The sequence below is a fragment of the Amycolatopsis japonica genome, assembly GCF_000732925.1.
In the GTDB taxonomy this organism is placed as follows: Bacteria; Actinomycetota; Actinomycetes; order Mycobacteriales; family Pseudonocardiaceae; genus Amycolatopsis; species Amycolatopsis japonica.
Map to the genome: position 1 here is coordinate 1,582,700 of NZ_CP008953.1, position 22,102 is coordinate 1,604,801.

General features: G+C 69.8%; 21 protein-coding genes. 10 read left to right on the forward strand and 11 right to left on the reverse strand.

Annotated elements, in window-relative coordinates; genetic code table 11:
• Window position 1: 1 nt before the first annotated feature.
• Complete coding sequence (locus tag AJAP_RS07850) at window positions 2-439, reverse strand: MarR family winged helix-turn-helix transcriptional regulator (RefSeq protein WP_038509273.1); 438 nt, start codon at window positions 437-439, stop codon at window positions 2-4.
• A 7-nt stretch (window positions 440-446) separates the two neighbouring features.
• A complete protein-coding gene (locus AJAP_RS07855; protein WP_038509274.1) occupies window positions 447-1,301 on the reverse strand; it encodes a helix-turn-helix domain-containing protein in 855 nt (284 codons plus the stop codon).
• Between the two features lie 102 nt (window positions 1,302-1,403).
• Here AJAP_RS07855 and AJAP_RS07860 point away from each other — a divergent pair, with 102 nt between their 5' ends.
• The 3 genes from AJAP_RS07860 (at window position 1,404) to AJAP_RS07870 (ending at window position 4,813) form a co-directional block, all read left to right on the forward strand.
• Window positions 1,404-2,309, forward strand: a complete 906-nt coding sequence (locus AJAP_RS07860) for an MBL fold metallo-hydrolase (RefSeq protein WP_038509276.1) — start codon at window positions 1,404-1,406, stop codon at window positions 2,307-2,309.
• 9 nt (window positions 2,310-2,318) lie between these two features.
• Window positions 2,319-3,584, forward strand: coding sequence for a carboxylesterase/lipase family protein (locus AJAP_RS07865; RefSeq protein WP_038509278.1), 1,266 nt, complete (start codon window positions 2,319-2,321; stop codon window positions 3,582-3,584).
• Between the two features lie 98 nt (window positions 3,585-3,682).
• Entirely contained in the window at window positions 3,683-4,813 is a 1,131-nt protein-coding gene (locus AJAP_RS07870; protein WP_038509280.1) for an FAD-dependent oxidoreductase, read from the forward strand.
• Window position 4,814: 1 nt separating this feature from the next.
• Here the strand turns inward: AJAP_RS07870 and AJAP_RS07875 are convergent, their stop codons facing one another.
• Window positions 4,815-5,339, reverse strand: a complete 525-nt coding sequence (locus AJAP_RS07875; RefSeq protein WP_037341835.1) for a TetR/AcrR family transcriptional regulator — start codon at window positions 5,337-5,339, stop codon at window positions 4,815-4,817.
• Window positions 5,340-5,429: 90 nt separating this feature from the next.
• Between AJAP_RS07875 and AJAP_RS07880 the strand changes: the two genes are divergently transcribed.
• The 4 genes from AJAP_RS07880 to AJAP_RS07895 all read left to right on the forward strand — a co-directional run bounded on the left by AJAP_RS07880 (window position 5,430) and on the right by AJAP_RS07895 (window position 9,843).
• Window positions 5,430-6,779 (forward strand): carotenoid oxygenase family protein, encoded by a 1,350-nt coding sequence (locus AJAP_RS07880; RefSeq protein WP_038509282.1) that lies wholly within the window; start codon window positions 5,430-5,432, stop codon window positions 6,777-6,779.
• 22 nt (window positions 6,780-6,801) lie between these two features.
• Window positions 6,802-7,746 carry an RNA polymerase sigma-70 factor gene (locus tag AJAP_RS07885; protein WP_038509284.1) on the forward strand — a complete coding sequence of 315 codons (945 nt, stop codon included), beginning with the start codon at window positions 6,802-6,804 and terminating at the stop codon, window positions 7,744-7,746.
• An 82-nt stretch (window positions 7,747-7,828) separates the two neighbouring features.
• Window positions 7,829-8,995 carry an NAD(P)/FAD-dependent oxidoreductase gene (locus AJAP_RS07890; RefSeq protein ID WP_038509285.1) on the forward strand — a complete coding sequence of 389 codons (1,167 nt, stop codon included), beginning with the start codon at window positions 7,829-7,831 and terminating at the stop codon, window positions 8,993-8,995.
• A gap of 29 nt (window positions 8,996-9,024) precedes the next feature.
• Entirely contained in the window at window positions 9,025-9,843 is an 819-nt protein-coding gene (locus AJAP_RS07895) for an NAD(P)H-binding protein (protein ID WP_038509287.1), read from the forward strand.
• On the opposite strand, the gene AJAP_RS07900 is transcribed toward AJAP_RS07895, so the two are convergent.
• The gene (locus AJAP_RS07900) at window positions 9,819-10,349 is read right to left on the reverse strand and encodes a hypothetical protein (protein ID WP_038509289.1); all 531 of its coding nucleotides are present in this window, start codon (window positions 10,347-10,349) and stop codon (window positions 9,819-9,821) included. The two genes, AJAP_RS07895 and AJAP_RS07900, sit on opposite strands and share 25 nt — an antisense overlap.
• 4 nt (window positions 10,350-10,353) lie before the next feature.
• Window positions 10,354-10,974, reverse strand: a complete 621-nt coding sequence (locus tag AJAP_RS07905; RefSeq protein WP_038509291.1) for a TetR/AcrR family transcriptional regulator — start codon at window positions 10,972-10,974, stop codon at window positions 10,354-10,356.
• Between the two features lie 101 nt (window positions 10,975-11,075).
• Between AJAP_RS07905 and AJAP_RS07910 the strand changes: the two genes are divergently transcribed.
• A complete protein-coding gene (locus tag AJAP_RS07910) occupies window positions 11,076-12,095 on the forward strand; it encodes a hypothetical protein (protein ID WP_038509292.1) in 1,020 nt (339 codons plus the stop codon).
• Window positions 12,096-12,141: 46 nt separating this feature from the next.
• Here AJAP_RS07910 and AJAP_RS07915 read toward each other — a convergent pair whose 3' ends face one another.
• The 3 genes from AJAP_RS07915 to AJAP_RS07925 form a co-directional block, all read right to left on the reverse strand.
• Window positions 12,142-14,730 carry a hypothetical protein gene (locus AJAP_RS07915; RefSeq protein WP_148311480.1) on the reverse strand — a complete coding sequence of 863 codons (2,589 nt, stop codon included), beginning with the start codon at window positions 14,728-14,730 and terminating at the stop codon, window positions 12,142-12,144.
• Between the two features lie 65 nt (window positions 14,731-14,795).
• Window positions 14,796-15,923, reverse strand: a complete 1,128-nt coding sequence (locus AJAP_RS07920) for a C40 family peptidase (protein WP_038509295.1) — start codon at window positions 15,921-15,923, stop codon at window positions 14,796-14,798.
• Window positions 15,923-16,882, reverse strand: coding sequence for a nucleoside hydrolase (locus AJAP_RS07925; RefSeq protein WP_038509296.1), 960 nt, complete (start codon window positions 16,880-16,882; stop codon window positions 15,923-15,925). The genes AJAP_RS07920 and AJAP_RS07925 overlap by 1 nt, the downstream gene beginning before the upstream one ends.
• Window positions 16,883-16,935: 53 nt before the next feature.
• On the opposite strand from AJAP_RS07925, the gene AJAP_RS07930 reads away from it, so the two are divergent.
• Window positions 16,936-17,694, forward strand: a complete 759-nt coding sequence (locus AJAP_RS07930) for an acyltransferase (protein ID WP_038509298.1) — start codon at window positions 16,936-16,938, stop codon at window positions 17,692-17,694.
• Here AJAP_RS07930 and AJAP_RS07935 read toward each other — a convergent pair.
• Complete coding sequence (locus AJAP_RS07935) at window positions 17,691-18,257, reverse strand: NADAR family protein (protein ID WP_174492005.1); 567 nt, start codon at window positions 18,255-18,257, stop codon at window positions 17,691-17,693. The genes AJAP_RS07930 and AJAP_RS07935 overlap by 4 nt on opposite strands.
• A 95-nt stretch (window positions 18,258-18,352) precedes the next feature.
• On the opposite strand from AJAP_RS07935, the gene ilvA reads away from it, so the two are divergent.
• A complete protein-coding gene (gene ilvA, locus AJAP_RS07940; protein ID WP_038509300.1) occupies window positions 18,353-19,609 on the forward strand; it encodes a threonine ammonia-lyase IlvA in 1,257 nt (418 codons plus the stop codon).
• Between the two features lie 70 nt (window positions 19,610-19,679).
• On the opposite strand, the gene AJAP_RS07945 is transcribed toward ilvA, so the two are convergent.
• Window positions 19,680-20,504, reverse strand: coding sequence for an NAD(P)H-binding protein (locus tag AJAP_RS07945; protein WP_038509302.1), 825 nt, complete (start codon window positions 20,502-20,504; stop codon window positions 19,680-19,682).
• A 77-nt stretch (window positions 20,505-20,581) separates the two neighbouring features.
• Entirely contained in the window at window positions 20,582-22,009 is a 1,428-nt protein-coding gene (locus AJAP_RS07950) for a short-chain fatty acyl-CoA regulator family protein (protein WP_037341856.1), read from the reverse strand.
• Window positions 22,010-22,102: the final 93 nt, after the last annotated feature.

Sequence of the window (22,102 nt, forward strand, 5' to 3'; positions counted from 1 at the left end):
GTCATTCCCCGGGTGTGAGCGCGTCGGCGCAGGCGGCGAGGTCGTGCACGAGCCGTTCCCGGCCCGCTTCCGAAAACGGGGCGAGCATGCGGTCCTGGACCTCGCGCACTAGGCCACTCGCGGCGCGGAGCTGCGCGCGTCCGGCGGGGGTGAGCGTGCTGGGCAGGGCGCGGCCTTGCGGCGCGGTCGCCGGCCGGGTGACGAGTCCGCGGTCCTGCAGACCGCGCAGGACCAGGTTCATCGACTGCCGGGTGACGAACACGGCCCTGGCCAGTTCCGCGTTGGACAGCCCAGGTCGCTGCGAGAGCACTTCGAGGCAGGAGTACTGCGGCACGGTCAGATCGAGGGGGCGCAACGCGGTGTCCATCGCCGTCCGGAGCGCCGTCGCCGCCCGCTTCAGCAGGTATCCCGCCGATTGGTCCAGTGGTCCGACCGTCATGTCAGCATCATGACATATCCGCGGCCCGGCGGAGCAGCGTGAGGGCCTGCTCGTCCGACGAGCCCGCCCGGGTCGTGCACACGATCAGCGACTGGTCCGGCGAGCGGGCGATCGACAACGTCTGCTGGGTCACCCGGACCGAACCGACGACCGGATGGCGCAGTTCGTAGGACTCGGCGTCGCAGGGCCGCACGCGATGGTCGCTCCACAGCGCGACGAACTCGGGGCTCTTCATCGACAGTTCGCCGATCAGTTCCGCGAGCAGCGGGTCGTCGGGATACCTGCCGACGGCGATCCGGAGGCTGCCGACCACGGCGCGGATCTTCCGCTTCCGGTCGGCGTACAGCTCCTGGCAGTGCGGGTCCAGGAACAGCATCCGGCTCGTGTTCGGCCGTCGTGCCGGGTCTTCCGGGGCGTGGAAGTCGAGATGCCCGCCCAGCAGGGCGTGGCCGAGCGCGTTCCACGCCAGGACGTCGGAGCGGCGGCCGAGCACCAGGGCGGGAGCGTCGACGGTGCTCAAGAGGTCCCGTGTCTCGTCGTGGAGCTTCTCGGGCCGCGGACGGCGCGCCCGCGGGGTGCGGCGGGCGGCGCCGGCGAGCCGGTCGAGGTGGCCGCGTTCGTGGTCGTCGAGCCGGAGCGCGCGGGCGATGGCGTCCAGCACCTCGGCCGAGGCGCCGCGGGACATGCCCTGTTCCAGCCGCGCGTAGTAGGAGACGCTGACGCCCGCGAGCTGGGCCAGTTCCTCGCGGCGCAGCCCGGCCACCCGGCGGCGCGATCCGAAGTCGCGCAGGCCGACGTCTTCCGGCCGCAGCCGCGCCCGTCGTGCCTGCAGGAAGTCGCCGAGCGGGCCAGGTCCGTCCATGGGCCCGAGTATCCGTGGCGCGGTCCGCGTCAGCCACACCCTCCCAGTGGGAGGACGAACGAGGTGTGGTCCGTGTCCGGCCGGGGCTGAAGGCTCGGGGACATGGACGAGATCACCATCGGAGACGTCACGGTCACCCGCGTCAAGGAGTTCTACGGTTCGCTCGGCATGACCCCGGCCGAATTCCTGCCGGAAAGCCCCGACGGAGCGTGGGACGAACACCGCGGCTGGCTGGCGCCCGATTTCTGGGACCCCGAGACCAACGAGTGCCACGCGGCGCTCCAGTCCTGGCTGATCCGCAGCGAAGGCCGCACGATCCTCGTCGACACCGGCGTCGGCAACCACAAGGACCGGCCGTACGCGGCGGTGTGGAACCGCCTCGACACCGCCTACCTCGACAACCTCGCGGCCGCCGGGGTGCGGCCCGAGGACGTCGACGTCGTGGTGAACACCCATCTGCACATCGACCACGTCGGCTGGAACACCCGGCTCGACGGCCGCACCTGGGTGCCGACCTTCCCGAACGCCACGTATCTGATGCCTCGGCCCGATTTCGACTTCTGGAATCCGGCCGAAGCGCACGATTCCGTGCTGGGACGCGGAAATCAGAACGTCTTCGAGGACAGCGTCGCGCCGGTCCACGAGGCGGGGCTGGCCCGGCTGTGGGACGGCACGTACCGGATCGACCGGAATCTGCGGCTGGATCCCGCGCCCGGTCACACGCCCGGCTCGTCCGTGCTCACCCTGGAATCGGGCGGGGAACGGGCGTTGTTCGTGGGCGATCTCGTGCACACCGCGCTGCAGATCGTGGAACCGGACACCAATTCGCCCTATTGCGAAGATCCGGCGGGATCACGGGCCACCCGGCACAAGCTGCTCGGCCAGGCCGCCGACGGCCGCGCGCTCCTATTCCCGGCGCATTTCGGTGCCCAGGGCGCTGTCCGGGTCGAGCGCCGCGGATCGAAGTTCGCGATCGCGCGGTGGGCCGCGTTCTCGCCGCTCTCCTGAGGAGTTTTCGTGTACGTGCAAGCAGAAACCCCGGCCGGTGCCGTCCGCGGCAGCCGTGATCCCTTCGGTGAGCTCTATCGCGCCATCCCGTACGCGGCGGCGCCGATCGGCCCCGGCCGTTTCCTCCCGCCGGCGCCGCATCCGGGCTGGTCCGGCGTCCGGGACGGGACGCGGCCAGGGCCGACGGCACCCCAGCCGGTACGCGACTTCGGCGAGCTCGACATGACGCCGTACTTCGGACCCGGCTGGGTGCGTGGCGAGGAGTACCTCACCGTCGACGTCCGGACACCGGCGGCGGACGACGGACGGCGTCCGGTCATGGTCTTCGTGCACGGCGGCGGTTTCGTCACCGGTTCCACTCGCGCCGCGCTCTACGACGGGAGGGCGTTCGCGCGCGACGGCGTCGTCCTGGTGACGGTGAACTACCGCCTCGGCGTCCCCGGTTTCCTCGATCTGGAAGGCGCTCCGCCCAACCGCGGCCTGCTCGACGTGCTCGCCGCGCTTCGCTGGGTGCGGGACACGGTCGCGATGTTCGGCGGCGATCCGGGCGACGTCACCGTGTTCGGGCAGTCCGCGGGGGCGACGCTCACCGGCGCGCTGCTCGCGACACCGGAGGCCAAGGGCCTGTTCCGCCGGGCGATCGTCCAGAGCGGCAGCGGAACCGGCGCCTTCACCCCGGAACAAGCGGCCAGGGTCACCGCGGCCGCCGCGTCGGCGCTGGGAGCCGAGCCCACCGCGCGGGCGTTCGGAGCGATCACGGACGAGCGGTTCCTGCAGATCCTGCCCGCGCTGGCCGGGCTCGATCTGCGGACCGAAACCGCCGTGGATCCCCTGGCCGGGCTGAGCCCGTTCAGCCTCGTCCTGCCGGTCCAGCCCGCGGACGGTCCTCTCGACGGGGATGTCGCGCTGCTCATCGGGACCAACACCGAGGAAGGAAACCTTTACGGCGAACCGGATCTCGGACGGAGGTTGTTCGGCGACGGCACCGAGCGGCTGGCGCGGGCGCACGCGGCGCTCTCGTCGGGGCACACCCACCGGTACTCGTTCGGCTATCGCTCGACGGCGTCGAACGGACGACTCGGCGCCGCCCACACCGTCGAGTTGCCGTTCGTCTTCGACGTCGCCGACGAGCCGTGGCTGCACGGGGACACCGGCCTGCTCGGCCCCGATCCCGTCCCGGACGGGCTCGCGGCCCGGGTGCACGGAGCGTGGGTCGCGTTCGCGAGTACGGGTGATCCCGGCTGGGGAAAGGACATCGTCGAGTTCTTCGGCTGACAGCGCCTGCCAGACCGGTGCCAGTGTCGTGTGCGGCGTCTGACAGCGGCCCGCGACACGCTCTGGAATGTCATTCCAGAAGCGATCGAGGGGTCACCATGAACACACCTGTCACGATCATCGGCGCCGGTCTCGGCGGGCTCACCCTGGCCAGGGTCCTGCACGTCCACGGCATCCCTTCCGAGGTCTACGAAGCCGAAGCGTCGCCGACCTCGCGCCTGCAGGGCGGGATGCTCGACATCCACGACTACAACGGCCAGCTCGCGCTCGAAGCCGCCGGGCTGATGGACGAGTTCCGCGGCATCGTCCTGGAGGGCCGTCAGGCGTTGCGGGTGCTCGACCGGGACGGGACCGTCCTGTTCGAGCGGGGCGACGACGGCACGGGCGGCCGGCCCGAGGCGCAGCGCGGTGACCTGCGGCGGATGCTGCTCGACTCGCTCCCCGAAGACACTGTCCATTGGGGACGCAAGGTCGTCGGCGCCCGGACGCTCGGCGACGGCCGCCACGAGGTGACCTTCGACGACGGCTCCACCGTCGTCGCGGGTCTCCTGGTCGGTGCCGACGGGGCCTGGTCACGGGTCCGGCCGCTGCTCACCGACGCCGTTCCCGAGTACTCCGGCACGTCGATCGTCGAGACCTATCTGTACGACGCGGACACCCGGCACGCCGCCGTGGCGAAGACGGTCGGCGGCGGATCGATGTTCGGGGCCGGGACCACGGAGGGCATCGGTATCAACGCCCACCGCGAAAGCGGCGACACCCTGCACGCCTATGTGGAGCTCGGCAAGCCGTTGGAATGGTTCGACGCCATCGACTTCTCCGACGCCGATGCGGCCAAGGCGGGGATCGCGGCGGAGTTCGGCGACTGGTCGCCGGAGCTGACCGCGCTCATCACCGAAAGCGACATCGCACCGATCCACCGTCCCGCCTTCACGCTGCCGTTCGGGCTGCGCTGGGAGCGCGTGCCCGGCGTGACCTTGCTCGGCGACGCCGCGCATCTCGCGCTGGCGAACGGGGAAGGCGCCAACCTGGCGATGCTCGACGGCGCCGAACTCGGCAAGGCGCTCGCCGCGCGTCCCGACGACGTCGAGGCCGCTCTCGCCGAGTACGAACACGCCATGTTCGTGCGCTGCGAAACGCCGATCGAGGAGGACTTCCTGCTCGAAAGCATCTTCGGCGAGGACGTTCCCGAGGTGCTGCTGAACATGTTCGAGGAGCGGAAGGGCTGAGTCAGGCCTTGCCGCCGGCGAGGGCCTCCAGGCCGCGGATGATCGTTTCCGCGCTGGGGGCCCGGTCCGGGGCGACGAGGTGCTGCATCATCACGCCCGCGATGAGGGCGAACTGGACGGCGCCCGCCGCCTCGGCGTCGGTGGCGGACAGCCGCTCGCCGAGGACCTTGCGGGCCTCGTCCTGGGCGTCGGCGAGCCGTTCGCGCAGTTCCGGGAAGCGGATGGCCTGGGTGGCGCTCTCCAGGACGGCGGTCCACAGATCGCGCTGCTCGCCGAAGGAGTCGACAAGGCCCTGCCAAGTGGTGGTGAGCGAAGCGTCCTCCGGCTCGCGCAGGCGCTCGACCACTTCGGTGGACAGCTCGATCATGGCCTCGTTCATGAGGGCCTCTTTGGAACCGAAGTGGTACCCGATGGAGCCGAGGTTCGCTCCCGAGGCCGCGGTGATGTCCCGCGCGGTGGTGTGCGCGTAACCGCGTTCGATCAGGCAGCGCTTGGCCCCGTCGAGGAGGTCCTCTCGTTGTCCCATGCGGCGATCCTAGCGCGGGGCTGTGACAAGCGTCTTATACAAATGTATTATACAAATGTTCAAGACGCCTAGCAGCAAGGAAACCCGACGATGAATCGCTACGTCCTGGGCAACTTCGCCCCGGTCACCGAAGAGATCACCGCCTTCGACCTGCCCGTCACCGGGAAGATCCCGGACGACCTCGACGGCCGCTACCTGCGGATCGGCCCGAACCCGCTCGGCCTCGAAGACGCGTCGGCGCATATCTGGACCCTCGGGGAGGGCATGGTCCACGGCGTTCGCCTGCGCGACGGCCGCGCCGAGTGGTACCGCAACCGCTGGGTCCGGTCGGCCTCCGTGGCCGACCGGCTCGGGGAACCGCGGCGCGGGCAGGTCGCCGACGAGCGCCTGGACTTCGCGCCGAACGTGCAGGTCGCGGGCCACGGCGGCCGCCTCTACGCGCTCATCGAAGGAGGTCTGGCGCCGTACGAGCTGACCGACGAACTCGACACCGTCGGGCCCGCCGCCCTCGGTGCGACGGAACAGGGTTTCTCCGCCAACGCGCACAGCAAGTACGACCACGCGACCGGTGAACTGCACTCGCTGGCCTTCCGGTACGGCGCGGATTTCGTGCAGCACATCGTGATCGGCCCCGACGGGCGCAACCGGAGCGTCACCGACATCAAGGCGCCCACGTTGCCGTACATGCACGACTTCGCGCTCACCGAGCACTACGTGGTGTTCTACGAGTCCCCGATGGTGTTCATGCCCGAGCGCCTGGCGACGGGCGTGCCGTTCGGCTGGAACCGGGAACTGCCGTCACGGCTGGGATTGCTGCCGAGGGCGGGCGGGACGGTGCGGTGGTTCGAGACCGCGCCCGTCATGGTCGGTCACACCTTGAACGCCTTCGACGACGACGGAACAGTGGTGGTGGACGTCGTCGTGCATCCCCGGCCGATCGACTTCGCCGACGTCGGCGCCTCGAAGCCCGTGCTGGAACGCTGGACGGTGGATCTCGCGGCCGACCGGGCCACCCGCTCGCTGCTGCACGACCGTCCGCAGGACTTCCCGCGCCTCAACGGCCGGTTCGGCGGAAAGCCTTACCGCTACGGCTATTCGGCGGCGGCCGAGCTGTACGCCACCCCGAGCGCCACGGAACCGGACCGCCCCGACGAGGGTTTCAGCAGCGCCTTGCTCAAGCACGACCTCCTGACCGGCGTCACCGAAGCCCACGAGTTCGGCCGTGACGCGAGCGCGGGGGAGACCGTGTTCGTCCCGTCTGCCCGCGCGGCCGCGGAGGACGACGGCTACAACCTGGTCTACGTCCACGACCGCGACCGTGGTGCGGCGGATCTGGTGATCCTGGCGTCGCAGGACTTCACCGGCGAGCCCCTGGCGAGGGTTCACCTGCCAGCCCGTGTCCCCTTGGGACTGCACGGCAGCTGGATCCCCGCGGCCTGACACCGATGGCTAATCTGAGGTGATGCTGACCGGTGCGCGCGAGGTCGAGGTGTTCGAGGCGGCCCGTGGCCGGTTGGAGGCGATCGCGTATCGCCTGCTGGGGTCGGCGAGCGACGCCGAGGACGCGGTGCAGGACACGTTCCTGCGCTGGCAGTCCGCCGATCGCGAGTACGTCGAGACGCCGGAGGCGTGGCTGACGAAGGTGCTCACCAACCTCTGCCTCAACCGGCTCACCTCGGCGCGGGCCCGGCGGGAAACCTATGTGGGCCAATGGCTCCCCGAGCCGGTCTTCGCGGGGGACCGGATGCTCGGCCCGTCCGACACCGTCGAGCAGCGCGAATCGGTCTCCATCGCGATGCTCACGCTGATGGAACGGCTCTCGGCCAAGGAACGCGTCGTGTACGTGCTGCGCGAGGCGTTCGGGTACTCCCACGCCGAGATCGCCGAGGTCCTCGACGTCACCGAGTCGAACTGCCAGCAGATCTACCGGAGGGCCAAGCAGCATCTGGCCGCCGACCGGCGGCGGGTGGAGGTCGACACGGCCGCGGCCCGCAAGATCGTCGAGGAGTTCCTCGCCGCGGCGCTCAGCGGCCGGACCGACGCGCTGGTGCGGCTGCTGGCCGACGACGCGATCAGCGTGGGCGACGGCGGCGGCGTGCTCTTCTCGCTGCCGCGGCCGATCACCGGCGCGGTCCGGGTGGCGAGGTTCCTGCGCGGCCTCTTCAAGCCGAGCGCCGCCAAGTGGTCGTTGATCGGCGGCAAGCCCGAGCTGTTCTCCACCATCGCCAACGGCGTTCCCGCGCTGGCGCTGATGGTGGAGGGCAAGCTCGTCGGCGTCGTCTCCTTGGAGGTCACGGCCGACGGCATCGCCGCGGTCCACGCCCAGGTGAACCCCGCCAAGCTCGACCGCGCGGCGGGTCAGTGGGGCATCTCCGAGCACGGGGAGCCGCTCACCGTCCCCTGGTGACCCGGATCACAGGTCGCCGCTGTCAGGTTTCGTGTCGCTGCCTGGTTCAGGCAGCGAACACCGACCGGACAGGAGTGAGACCATGAAGCACCGAATCGTCGTTCTCGGAGCCGGATACGCCGGAGCCAACGCCGCCGGGCGGCTGGCCAAGCGGCTGCACCCCGCCGACACCGAGATCACCCTCGTCAACGCAGACCCCGAGTTCGTCGAGCGGGTCCGCATGCACCAGCTCGCGACCGGCCAGGACCTGAAACCCCGCCTGCTGACCGAGGTCTTCGCGGGTACGGGCGTGCGGGTGCGGACGGCGTGGGTCAGCGCGGTCGACACCGAACGCAAGACCGTCGCCCTCGACGACGGGGACATCGCCTACGACACGCTCGTCTACGCCCTCGGCAGCGCCGCCGCGGACAGCGGTGTCCCCGGTGTCGCCGAGCACGCCCACCACATCGACGGCAAGGGTTCCGCGCTGCGGCTGCGGGCGCGGTTCGCCGGCCTCGACGCGGGCGGGACCGTGCTCGTCGTCGGCGGTGGCCTCACCGGCATCGAAGCCGTCACGGAAATCGCGGAAGCCAGGCCGGATCTCGAAGTCGCGCTCGCGGCCCGCGGCGGTCTCGGCGACTGGATGAGCGAGAAGGCGCGGCGCCACCTGCGCGGGACCTTCGAGAGGCTCGGCATCACCTTGTACGAGGACACCGACATCACGCGTGTCGGGCCGGACGGCGCGACGACCGCGGCCGGCCGCGAGATTCCCGCCGAGGTGACCGTCTGGACGGCCGGTTTCGCCGTCCATCCCATCGCCGCCGCAACGACACTGGACGTCTCCGTGACAGGACAGATCGTCGTCGACGACACGATGCGGTCGGTCTCGCATCCGGACGTCTACGCCGTCGGTGACGCCGCGCTCGCGACGGGCGCGAACGGGACGCCGCTGCGGATGTCCTGTGCCTCGGGAGTTCCCACGGCCTACCGCGCGGCCGACGCCATCGTCGCCTGCCTGACCGGAGGCTCGCTCCCCGAGAACAAGATCGGGTACACCGGCCAGTGCGTCAGCCTGGGCCGCCGCGACGCCGTCGTGCAGTGGGTGACCCCGGACGACCGGCCCAAGGACTCGGCGCTCACCGGCAAAACGGCCGCCCGGCTCAAGGAGATCATCTGCAAGGCCGCGGCCTGGAGCATCTCGCACCCGACGTCGATGCGTCCCGTGCGTCGCCGCCGCATCCTCCAGGCCGAAGAACTCGCCAGCGTCTGACCATCCGCACGCCGAACAAAGGAACGATCATGATCCTGATCACCGGAGCGAACGGCGTCGTGGGACGTCAAGTGAAGAATGTCCTGCTGCGCCAAGGTATCGACGTCACCACGATCACCCGCGGCGACGGGGACCTGTTCAGTCCCGCCTGGATCGAACCGGCGCTGGAAGGTGTCGAAGCGATCCAGATCAGCCCGCGGGCGACCGGCCCCGGCCTCGAAGAGCTGCTGAAGCTGGCGGCCGGACGAGGGGTGCGGCGGGTGGTGCTGCTGTCGGCCACCACCGTCGAGTACCCGGCCGGGGAGGCGCGTTTCGCCGCCCAGTTCAAGAAAGCCGAAGAGCTCGTCACGCGCTCCGGTCTGGAGTGGACGGTCCTGCGCCTGGCGGATTTCGCCGCCAACGCGCTGGCCTGGGTACCCCAGCTCCAGGCGGGTGACGTGGTGCGCGGCGCGTACGGCCGCGCCGCCACCTCCCCGATCCACGAAACCGACATCGCCGAGGTCGCCGCGCGAGGCCTTCTCGGCGACCTCCCGGCGGGGTCGGTGTCCACGCTGACCGGTCCGGGATCGGTGGACCAGCACGAAAAGGTGCGGCTCATCGGCGCGGCCGCCGGCCGGGCACTGTCCTTTCAGGAGCTTCCGCCCGAGCGGGTACGGCAGGGAATGCTCGCGCAGGGACTCCCCGAGGAGGTCCCCGACCGCCTGCTCGGTTCCCTGGCCGACTACAGCGAACGCCCCGGGCCCACGACCACCACGGTGGAAGAACTCCTCGGACGGCCCGCGCTCACCTTCGCCGACTGGGCGCGCGACAACGCGACGGCCTTTCAGGCCCAGTCGATCCGTTCGTAGAACGGCGTGATCCACGCCCGGAACCGATCACCGTGGGCTTCCCGGGCGGCGGCCACGACGGTGTCCGGATCCTCGGACGGCGTCAGGCCCCGCCCCCGGAGCCACTCGACGAACAGCTCGTGCGAGCCGCTGTGGTCGTCGTCTTCCGCCCGGTAGTAGTAGGCCGAATCGTGGTCGACCATGATCTCCGCGTCGAAACCCAGCAGCCGCAGGAAATCCGTGAAGTCGCGGGCGACGACGTGCTCGCCACCCTCGTCGCCGAAGACGACGATGGGCGCGAGGGCGAGGTCCGTCTCGTCGTCGGCTCGCCAGATGGCGTAAGTCGAGCCGCTCCCGTTCGCCTGGGCGAAGGGGATCAAGCGCGAGAGGAACGCCGGGTCGTCCAGCTCCTGGGGGAAGCTGCTCTTGTCGTCGTAGTCGTACAGCTCGAAACCGTCGGCGAGGTAGTCGCGGGTCGAGTCGTAGAGGTCCTTCAGCTCGTTCAGGACCGGAATCGGTGAGTACACGCGCTCACCCTATGTCGCGACGGCCTTCGGCGGCGTCGAGTGCGGGCGCGAGGGGCGCGAGTGCGCCGCGGAGCAGGTCGGGCAGTGAGCCGGAGGGCACGACGAGCCCGCCGGCCGTACTCGGCTGGAGCCATCGCTGGAGCGCGATCCGCACCGCGGCGGTCACGCTCGCCGCGAGCACCAGGGCGATGTGCGGCGGGATGTCGCTCCGACGTTGGGCGATCGCGTCGGCGAGGGGGACTTCGAGCGCGCTCGTGGTGTCGGCGAAAGCCTCGCGCAGCGCCGGCCGGGTGGTGATCAGCAGCAGTGCGTCGCGCTGGTGTTCGCCCGGATCGGTGTACTGCTCGACGATCGCCTCGATCACGGCGTCGGCGAGGCCGGCTTCAGCGGGCTGGGCCGCCACCGCTGCCGCGATCCGCGCTTCCCGCTCGGCGGAGACAGCGGCGACGATGGCCTGTTCGCGGCTGGAGAAGTAGTTGTTGTAGGTCCGGGGCGAGACTCCGGCGGCTTCGGCGATGTCGTCGACGCGCACGTTTTCGGGGCCACGCTCCAGGGCCAGCCGCAGCGCCGCCTCGCGCAAGGTCTTCCGGGTGGCCTGCTTCTTCTGGTCGCGCAATCCGGTCACCGGCCGAGTATCCCAGTGAACTTGCGTGAACGCAAACTTGCGCGCACGCAAGTTTCTGCCTAGTCTCGGGCACCACATTCCGACAAGAGAGGACCGAACCCATGCGTGCCAAAGGCATCGCCTACGACACCGGCTTCGTCCGGGGCGGCGCGATCTCCCGCGAGAACTTCGATCTCGACCTGGTGAAACGCGAGCTGGCCGTCATCCGTGACGACCTGCACTGCAACGCCGTGCATCTCGTCGGCGGCGATCCGGAGCGGCTGGAGCAGGCCGCTCACCTCGCCGCGGAACTCGGGCTGGAGGTCTGGTTCTCGCCCTACCCGCTGGAGCTGACGCCCGAGGAGATGCTGGCGTTGTTCGCCGACTGCGCTCAGCGGGCGGAACGGGTCCGGCGGGCGGGAGCGGAGGTCGTGTTCGTCACCGGCGTCGAGCTGAGCCTCATGGACCACGGATTCCTGCCCGGCGCCGACATCACCGAGCGGCTCGAACGACTCTTCAGCAGGCCGGAGAGCCTGGGTGAGCGCACCGCCGAGGCGAGCGCGCGCCTCAACGACTTCCTCGGCGACGCCGTGGCGGAGGTCCGCCGGCACTTCCACGGGAAGCTCACCTACGCCTGCATCCCGTTCGAGCGGGTCGACTGGAGCCTTTTCGACATCATGTCGGTCGAACTCATCCGGTCCGCGGAGGTGGCCGACCGGTTCCAGGAGGGGGTGCGAGCCCTTGTGGCGCAAGGAAAACCGGTCGCGATCACCGGCTTCGGCACGGCCACCTGGCGCGGCGCCGGCGATCAGGCGCCGCGCAGCATGGAGATCGTCGAACACGACGAGAACGGCGACCCGGTCCGGCTGAACGGGGAGTACGACCGCGACGAGGCCGGTCAGGCCACCTACTTGCGCGAGCTACTGGAGATCTTCGACGCCGAAGGTGTCGACGGCGCCTTCGTCTACCTTTTCGCGCTCTCCAACTACCCGCACCGTCCCGGCGACCCTCGCCGTGACTTGGACTTGGCCAGTCTCGGGATCGTCAAAGTCTTCGAAGACCGCGACGGCGACACTTATCCAGGCATGCCTTGGGAACCCAAGGCCGCGTTCAGCGCCCTCGCCGACTACTACCGCGGCTGAACCGGTGGCCCCGATCCCTGGGGGAACGGGGCCACCGGTCATGCGGTCACCTGACGTACACCGAGTAGCCGATGCCACCCGACTTGCCGCCGTCGGCCGTGTTGCCTCGCACGTGGACCGAGTAGATGCCCCGGTCCGGTGGGGTCCACGTCATCGTCCCCGTACCCGAACCGTCCGCCGGTACGGTGATCTCCTCCGTCACGGCACCCCAGTCGTTCCGGACGGAGTAGGTGTACGAGACCATGCCCGGCATACCCGGCGTGAAGGTGAACGTCCCCGGCACGCCGGCACCGCCCGACCACTCGCTTTCCGGGTATTCCTTCGACGACACGTACGGTGCGCTCAAAATGTTGAAGTAATACGTCTTCTCTTGCGAGGAGACGTTGTCGGCGGTCACCGTACGCACCCGCAGGTTGTGGTAGGCCGAGCCTTCCGGTGGCAGCGGGGGAGTCCACGCCAGCACGGCGCGCCCGTTCTCGGCGGCCGTCCGCTGGAACGGGCCCCAGTCGAAGGAATACTCGAACGCCACCGCGCCCGGCTGGCGGGCGTCGAACGTGAAGGTGCCGGGGAACACCCGCCCGTTCAGCTGGAATTCCTTGGAGGTCACCGCCGGGTCGTTCGTCGTCGTCCAGGTGAGGTTGCCCGTCGACGACCACACGCCCGCCGCGTTCTTCGCGCGCACCAGCATCTCGTAGTCGCCGATCCTCGGCAGGGTGTAGTTCACCGTCGCGGTGTTCCCGCTGACCGGCGCGGTCCACTTCGTCGCCGGGTCCGCCGCCAGCCAGTACTCGAACTCCACGGCGTTCGGCATCGGGGTGGTGAACGTGAACGCGACGGCCGCGCCCTCCGTCGCGATGTCGCCCACGTAGCCGACCGTGGGTCGCCAAGTGTTGAGCCACAACCGTTTCTCCGTCACCGGGGACAGGCCGCCGGAAGCGTCGCGGGCCTGGACCCGCAGCAGGGTCTGCTCGGTCGAGGTGACTTCGACCGGCAGCGCGGCGGTTCCGTCGGCGTTCGCCTTGACCGTCCACTTCGTACTCTCGGCACTCGCGAACCAGTAGTCGTACTCGACGATGTGCGGCATTCTCGGTTTCGCCGTGTACGTGACCGAGGTGCCGAGGTCGACGTTTTCGGGCCCGCTCACCACAGGTGACGGGTCGACGAGGAAGCGGTACTCCCGTTCCGGCGACTTCACGCCCGAGGCGTCGGTGCTGCGCACGAACAGCACGTGATCACCGCCGGTGGCCGGCGTGATCGTCACCTCGGCGACGCCGTCCTGGCCCGCCGTGACCGTGGCGGACGCGCCGTCGTTCAGCCGGTAGTCGTACGCCACGACGTTCGGTGCCGCCGGCGCGAACCGGAACACGCCAGGCACGCCGATACCGCCGTCCGGGCCGCCCTGCGGCGGGTAGCGGTCGGACGTGACCGTCGGTCGCGTCTCCTTGACGATGAACGAGTGGTAGGTGCTGAGCGAGAGGTTGCCCGCCCGGTCCCACGCCCGTACGACCACCGAGTCCCAGCCGTTGGTGGTGGGGGTGAAGCTGATGGTGGCCGTGCCGTCGGGGCCCGCGGCGATCTCCCGCATGTCCCCGCCGAAGTCGTAGTCGTAGCGCACGACGTCGGTGGAACCGTTGGGGGAGAAGGTGAAGTCGCCCGCCACGCCGACCCCGCCGCCCTCGGTGCCCGCCGGGTACGTCGCGGAGGCGACGGCGGGCGCGTTCGGATTCGTGCGGTCGACGGTGAACCGGCACGGGCCGGTCGTGGACGACTTCGCCCCCCAGCTGTCCTGTGCGTACACCTCCCACGCGTAGGTACCGTCGGCGAGGCCCGAGGCGTCCACGTACGCCTCGGCGGCGGTGGCCGTACGCCGTTGTGACGGGTCCGCCACCGGCCACCAAGTGAACTGCCCGAACGTGGTGTCGCCGTTCGGGTCGGATAGCCGTGCGCTCAGCTTCGCCTGGTAATTCACCAGCGGTCCGGTGCCGTCCTTGGCACAGGTCTCGTCGTTGGTGCGCAGGTCGGTCGGCGTCGCGGGCGGAGCGTTGTTCACCACCCGCAGCGTCGCCGGGGACTCGATCCTCCGATAGAACGCAGGGTCCGCCTCGTGGGCTTCGGCGACGCGGATGCCCAGCGTGAGGTGACGGGCCTTCTGTGCGATCGCGTCCCGCACCGCGGCGGTGACGTCGAACGTGGCGTGGTTGTCGATGCAGGTGCTGTCGGCACTCCTGGACGCGACCCGTGTCCGCTCCTCCGGGCGGCTCTGCCAGGTCGACTGCTTGGTGTAGGCGGAGGTCCGCCACACCTCGGTGGCCCGGCTGTCGCAGTTGACGTAGTGCGTCTCGCCCGCCGACAGCAGCACCGTCGTGAACGGCACACCCCGCAACGAGCCCAGGTCGAAGTTCACGTAGGAGCGTTGAAGGTGCGGTGTGGTGTCCCAGGTACCGACCGGCAGGCTGCCGGACGGCTTGAAGTAGGCGGTGGCCGGTGTCGCCGAGTCGACGTAACCCCAGGACGTCGCGGACAGCGTTACCTCTGAACGCTGGTGATCGGTGGCCGCCGCCGTCCCGCCACCGGTGACGGTGAGCGCGACGGCGAGCGCGACAGCGGGCAACGTCAGTGATCTTCGTAAGGTCATGCTGGCCCTCCCTTGTGGCATGCACGACGTACACGCCTCAAAGGGAGGGTTGGTTGCCCGTCGTCCTAGGCCGTCGGGCGGCCCGCTCCGGCGTAGTCGTCGCCCTGTTTCCGATAGGTGTGCACCTGCACCGCCTGTCCGGTCTGCGGGGCGTCGATCATCTGCTGGTTCCCGATGTACAGTCCGACGTGGTGGATCTTCGTGTTCGGTTCGCCGTAGAAGATCAGGTCGCCCAGCTGGGGATCAGTCACCCTGCTCACGCTGTGGTACTGCGTGTGGGCGGTGCGCATGAGCTTGACGCCGGCGCTGGCGTACGCGGCCGTCGTCAGGCCGGAGCAGTCGAAACCGGGGTCACTGCCGCCGGTGCCGTTGCCGCCCCAGACGTACGGCAGCCCGATCTTGTCGATGGCGAAGTTGACCGCGCTCAAGGCGGCCGCGTTCGGCGGCTGCGGGTTCTGGCCGACCGTGCCGTAGACGTTGACCGTCGCGAGCGTGCGGTGCATCAGCAGCGGCGCGGGTTGCAGCGTGCTCACGGCGTTCCACCACGTCTGGCCCTGGCCGAGGTCGCGGCCGCCCGCGCACAGGGCGCGCCCGGCGGTGAGCGTGGCGTCGTCGATGTTCTGCGGGTCCGGTTTCCCGCCGCTCGCCGAAGCCTTGAACCGGTCCCACACCGACGGCGTCAGCTGCAGCGGGCCGCTCGCGTTCGCGGACGAGACGACCTTGTTGTAGAAGTCGCGGACCTCGACCGCGCCGAGCGGCTTGGTCAGCACGCCGTCGGCGTTCAGCCCCGAACCGGCGGCGCGGCCGTGATCGGACGCGATCTTCCCGAGCGCGGCCAGCGTCACCCAGGAAAGGCGGCAGCCCGGCGTTTCCTTGCTCAGCGCCACGGTCGTCTTCGCGTACCCGGTCATCGCGCGCAGCGGGATGTCGAGCCAGCCGCTGGTCTTCGACACCCAGGCGTCGAACTCCTGCCCCATCTGCTGCGGGACCTTCGGCTGTTCCTTCGGCATCTCCGCCGGGGCGGACGACGACGGCGGCGGCGTGGGCGGGGCCGAGGACTCGACGGCGGCGGCCTCCGTCTTCGGCTCCTCCTTCGGCGCGAAGGTGATGGCGGCGACCAGTGCGGCACCCGCGACGACGACCGCGGCGATGATCACCGGGAGTCTGCGGCGGCGCGAGGTTTCCTGCTCCATCACCGGCCCCCGGTGATCCGGCCGAGGACGAACTCGCGGAAGGCGTCGACATCGGTGGTCAGCGCGACGTCGATGGTGCGGCCGGGCACGGCTTGCGGATCGGTGCTTCGCAGCCTTCGCCGGTCTACCAGGGTCGCGCCGCGGGCGGGGCCGAAGCCGCACTCGACGTCCACGGGGTACGACTCGACGTCGAGGATGCCCGGCCGGATCGCCTCGGCCACCGCGACCGCGTCGTGCATGACCATCCCCGGCATGCCGAGGATCGGGGTGTAGTGCTCGACGTAGGTGGGCGTCAGCGCTTCGAGCGCCGCGCCGAGCGGTCCGGACGCGGCGAGTTTGCCGAGCCAGCCGGTGTCGACCGAGCACTGGTGCGTGATGTCCAGCGGGACCAGCACCGTCGGGATGTCCTCGTCGACCAGTACCCGGCGCGCGGCCTCGGGGTCGCTCCAGATGTTGAACTCGGCCGCGGTGGTGGAGTTCCCCTTGGTCACCCCGCCGCCCATCACGACGATCCGGCCGATCTTCTCGCGGATGTCCGGATGCGCCGCCAGCAGCAGCGCGATATTCGTCAGCGGGCCGATCGGGGCGATGGTCACCGGTTCGTCGGCGGCTTCCAGCAGATCCACCAGCAGGCGGACGGCGCCGCGTTCGTCGAGCGGGCGCTTCGCCTCCGGCAGGATCCCGGCGTGGCCGGACAGGCCGTCCTCGCCGTGGACGAACCCGGCGGGCTTGGCGTTGTCGTAGACCATCGGCCGCGCGGCACCGGCGGCGACGGGCACGTCGTCGCGGCCGAAGAGCTGGAGCAGGCGGCGGGCGTTGGCGGTGGTGTGGCTCAGCGGGACGTTGCCGAACACCGTGGTCACGCCGAGCAGGTCGACGTCCTCGGATTGCGCGGCCAGCGCCAGCGCGAAGGCGTCGTCGACCCCCGGGTCGGTGTCGATGATCAGCTTGGTGCCCATGCGCGTGCTCCCCTTTGCGGTCGACGGCCTGTTCACAGGTTACGGTCACCGGTATGACGTCCATGTGGGGTGCGCCCGCGTTGTCGCGGCTCCGCGCCTGGGGCCAGGCCCGTCGTGATCCGCGTCAGGCGAAGTTCCTGACCAAGGACTCGCTGCGCTGGGTGCTGCGAAACCGCGCGTACACGCCTTGGTACCTCGTGCGCTACTGGCGGCTGCTGAAGTTCCGGATCGCGAACCCGCACATCATCCTGCGGGGGATGGTGTTCCTCGGCAAGGACGTCGAGATCCACTGCCGTCCCGGCTACGGGCGGCTGGAGATCGGCCGCTGGGTGCACATCGGCGACGGCAACGCGATCCGCTGCCACGAGGGCTCGCTGCGCATCGGCGACAAGGCCGTCTTCGGGCGGCAGAACGTGCTCAACGGCTACCTCGACATCGAACTCGGCGCGGCCACGCTCGTCGCGGACTGGGTGTACATCTGCGACTTCGACCACGTCACCACCGACATCACCGTCCCGATCAAGGATCAGGGCATCGTGAAGTCGCCGGTGCGGATCGGCCCGGACACCTGGATCGGCACCAAGGTCTCCGTGCTCAAGGGCACCCGGGTCGGCCGCGGCTGCGTCCTCGGCGCGCACGCCGTGGTGCGGGGCGAGATCCCGGACTACTCGATCGCCGTCGGTTCGCCGGCGCGCGTCGTCCGGAACCGCCAGGACGACTACGCCGCCGACGCCGCCCGCCGCGAAGCCGTCGCGGACATGGCGCGCAAGGCGAACAAGGCGCTGCAGAAGACCCTGGGCGTCGAGAGCTAGCCGCGCAGCTGTTCGCGGACCTCCATGAGCGCGAAGCCCAGGAGGTTCTGCCCGCGCCAGTAGTCGGGGCGGGTGGCGTTCTTGTCCTCGCGGGCGAGGCCGCTGCCCCAGACCAGGTCCATCCTGGACGCCTCGACGATCACCTTGTCGCCCGTGCCCAGCAGGAACTCGCGCTCCTCGGCGTGCTGACGGAACTTCTCGAGGTTCCCGTCGATGACGATGTCGAAGCGGTGCCGCTCCCACACCTCGGCGTCGAAACCGGAGACCTCGCGCCCGAGGATCTTGGCGGTCTTGGGATCCGGCGCCTGACGGATGTTCGCCGCGGCCTCGTGATCGCCGAACAATTCCGCCTTGCTCGCCATCATGTAGTGCTCGGCCGTCGGGTACCGCTCGCCGCCCGCGACGAACGGCGCCTGCCACCACTGGCTCAGGCAGGCCGCGTTGACCCGGCCGCTCTTGAGCGGGGTGTGGCCGTAGAAGAGCTGGTACTCGGGCTCCGCGCCGCTGTGGACCAGCTCGCGCAACGCATCGAGACTCCGGACTCCGTCGACCTTGCTCACCATGGCGACCAGTGGACCACAGGCCACCGACAACCCTGTGAAGCACCCACTGGACCACTCTCCGCCGTGGCCGGGGGCGGTCAGTACATTCAGCATTCGTGCGAGGGATCGAAACGGTGAGCGCCCGAACGGTCGAAGAGGCCGCCAAGCGATTGGCCGGGGTGGTGACCCGCACGCCGCTCGAACCGAACGAGCGGCTTTCGGCGCGGGTGGACGCCCGAGTCTGGCTCAAACGCGAAGACCTGCAGACCGTGCGTTCGTACAAGATCCGCGGCGCCTACAACTTCATCGTCCAGCTCGACGCGGAGCACCGGGAGCGCGGCGTCGTCTGCGCGAGCGCGGGCAACCACGCGCAGGGCGTCGCGTACGCGTGCCGCCGCCTCGGCGCGAACGGCCGCGTCTACGTCCCCGGCACGACTCCCCGGCAGAAGCGCGAGCGCATCGCGACGCTGGGCGGCTCGCATATCGAGGTCATCGTCGTCGGCGAGACCTACGAAGACGCCTTCAGCGCCGCGAAGCAGGACGCGGAGAGCACCGGCGCGACGCTGGTCCCCGCGTTCGACGCGCCGGAGACGGTCGCCGGGCAGGGCACGGTCGCGATGGAGGTCGTCGCGCAGCTGGGATTCGTCCCGGACGTCATGGTGGTGCCGGTCGGCGGCGGCGGACTGCTCGCGGGGATCGCCGCGTGGGCCGCGGAACGCGCGCCGGAGATGCGGATCGTCGGGGTCGAGCCGGCGGGCGCGACCTGCATGGCGGCCGCGCTGGCGGCGGGGGAGCCGGTGCGGCTCGAGAGCGTCGACACCTTCGTGGACGGTGCGGCGGTGGCGCTGGCCGGATCGGTGACGTATCCGCTGGTCCGCGACGGCGGTGTCGAGCTCACCGACGTCGCCGAGGGCGCGATCTGCACCGAGATGCTCGCGATGTACCAGTCCGACGGCGTGATCGCCGAACCCGCGGGCGCGCTCGCGACCGCCGCGCTGGGCACGACGGTGAAGATCGACCCCGGGCAGATCGTGGTGTGCGTCGTCTCCGGCGGCAACAACGACGTCAGCCGCTACGGCGAAGTGCTCGAACGGTCGTTGATCCACGAAGGACTGAAGCACTACTTCCTGGTGGGATTCCCGCAGGAGCCCGGCGCGCTGCGGCGGTTCCTCGACGAGGTCCTCGGGCCGGACGACGACATCACGCGGTTCGAATACGTGAAGCGCAACAGCCGAGAGACGGGCCCGGCGCTGATCGGTGTCGAACTCGCGCGGCCGGGTGACCTGGAAGGCCTGCTGCACCGGCTGGAGGTCAGCCCGCTGCAGGTCGAGCGGGTGGAACCGGGCAGCCCGCTGTTCCACTTCCTGGTGTGACCCGGATGTCATGAAAGGGTCGTTCAGGACGAAAAACGTCCTGAACGACCCTTTCATGACACACGCGGGGCTAGCGGAAGGCGGCCAGATGCGTCCGGGCCCAGGTCGCGAACGGTCGTGGCTCCCGTCCGGTCAGATCCTGGACCGCACCCGTGACCGCGGAGTCGTCGAACTCGCCCTCGACGAAGAAGCGGAAGAAGGCGTCGACGTACTTCGCCGGCATCTCCGCGCTCATCGTCACGCGGGCCTCGGCGTCCGAAAGCGGATCCAGGCGCAGCTCCCGCCCCAACAGTTCACTCAGGACACGGAGCCGGTCGGCGGGCCGGAGCGAACCCGGGCCGGTGATGGCGTACGCCCGGCCTTCGTGTCCCGGCGTGGTCAGCGATTCCGCGGCGACGGCGGCGATGTCGTACGGGTCGATCGTCGCCACCGGGACGTTCGCGAACGGCTCGCGCACGACGTCCCCCGCGCGAAGCTGCGCGACCCATTGGAGCGAATTCGACATGAACCCGCTCGGCCGCAGGAAGGTCCACGCCAGCTTCGAAGCACGCACCGCCGCCTCGGCCGCCATGTGCATCCCGGCGACGGCGTTGTCCGCGTGCCCGCCGACGACCGAACGGGACGACAGCAGCGTCACCTGCTCGACACCCGCGTCCCGCATCACCGCGAGCGCGCCGGGCATGTCCTCGTAGCCGCCGAGCAGGAAGACCGCCCGGACACCGTCCAGCGCGGGTTTCAGGCTCGTCGCCTCGTTGAGATCGCCCACCACCGCTTCGATGCCGTCCGGCAACGGCCGCGGTGTGCGGACCAGCGCTCGGACGGGATGCCCGCCGCGCGCCAGGATTCCGGTCAGTTCCGAGCCGACGTTGCCGCCTGCCCCGGTCACCAAGATCATTCAGTTCTCCCCAGTGCGGTGGCCGCCGTCACACCGGCGGCCGTCGACGGCAACCCTGCCAGGGAGATCAGGACGGCTCAAGGCGCCTTCGGCACCGCCGGGTACGGGACGAAGGTGCTCGTGTTCTCGTCGACGGTGAGCTGCTTGCCGATCGTCGGGAACGCGCGCTGCGAACAGGCCGGACGTTCGCAGACTTTGCAACCCATGCCGATCGGCGTCGCCGCCGCGCGGTCGTCGAGGTCGAGCCCGGTCGAGTAGATCAGCCGTTTCGCGTGCCGCAGTTCGCAGCCGAGGCCGACGGTGAACGTCTTGCCGGGGCTGCCGTAGCCGCCGATGTTGCGCGAAACCGTCCGCGCGACCCAGAAGTAGCTCTTGCCGTCGGGCAGGGTCGCGATCTGGGTGAGGATCTTGCCCGGCTGGGTGAACGCCTCGTAGATGTTCCACAGTGGACACGCACCGCCGACGCGGGAGAAGTGGAAACCGGCCGCGGACTGGCGTTTCGACATGTTCCCCGCCCGGTCGACGCGCACGAACGAGAACGGCACGCCGCGGTTCTTCGGCCGCTGCAACGTCGAGAGCCGGTGGCAGACCGTCTCGAAGCCGACCCCGAAGTGGTCGCACAGCCGCTCGATGTCGTAGCGGAAGCGTTCCGCGGTCGACAGGAACGGTCCATAGGGGAGGATCAGCGCGCCCGCGAAGTAGTTCGCGAGCCCGACCCTGGCCAGCGAACGCGCGGCGGGTCCGGAGAACGCCCACGAATCGGCGAGTTCGGTGATCAGGTCGTCGTATTCGAGCAGGGCGATCTGCGAAGCCATCCGGAACGCCTGCTGCCCGACGCGCAGGCTCGGCGCCAGCCGCAGCACCCGCGGCCCGGGTTCGTACCGGTGCTGTTCGCCGTTGGCCTCGTCGATGCCTTCGCTGGTGACGTCGACGCCGTAGCGCTGGATCAGCGTTTCCTTCAGCGCCGCGAGCACCTGGCCACGCTGCAGCGGGATGTCGTGCGCCATGCGTTCGGCGCGTTCGTCCAGCTCGGCGACGTAGTTCTCCCGCTCGTAGAAGAAATCGCGGACCTCTTCGTGCGGCAGGGCGGTGGCGGCGCTTCCATGCAGGCCCAGGCCGTTTTCGGTGGTCAGCGCGGCGGTGTTCTCGACGGCGTTGCGGTAGCTGCGGTGCAGTTTGACCAGTGCCTGGGCGATCGTCGGCAGGTTCGTGGCCAGGTCGTTGAGCTCGCTGTTCGTGACGTCCACGCCGAGGACCTCGTCGAGCAGCGCTTCCTTCACGTCCGCGACCAGGCGGGCGGTGTCGTTGTTCGCGAAGAACTCGGTGTCCACTCCGAACGCTTGCGTGATGCGAAGGAGCACCGGGACGGTCAGCGGTCGCGAGTTGTGCTCGATCTGGTTGAGGTAACTGGGTGAGATCTCCAGCACACGAGCCAGATCCGCCTGGCTCATCGACCGGCTTTCGCGCAGATGCCGCAGCTTCGCTCCGGCGAAGGTTTTGTCCACTGAGGCCTCTCTGTCCGCAAGGTTTCCGGGCCTGAACGATTCAGTGAACGGTCAAGCACGTGGATTTTCGCTCCGCTTGCGAACCTGTGATTC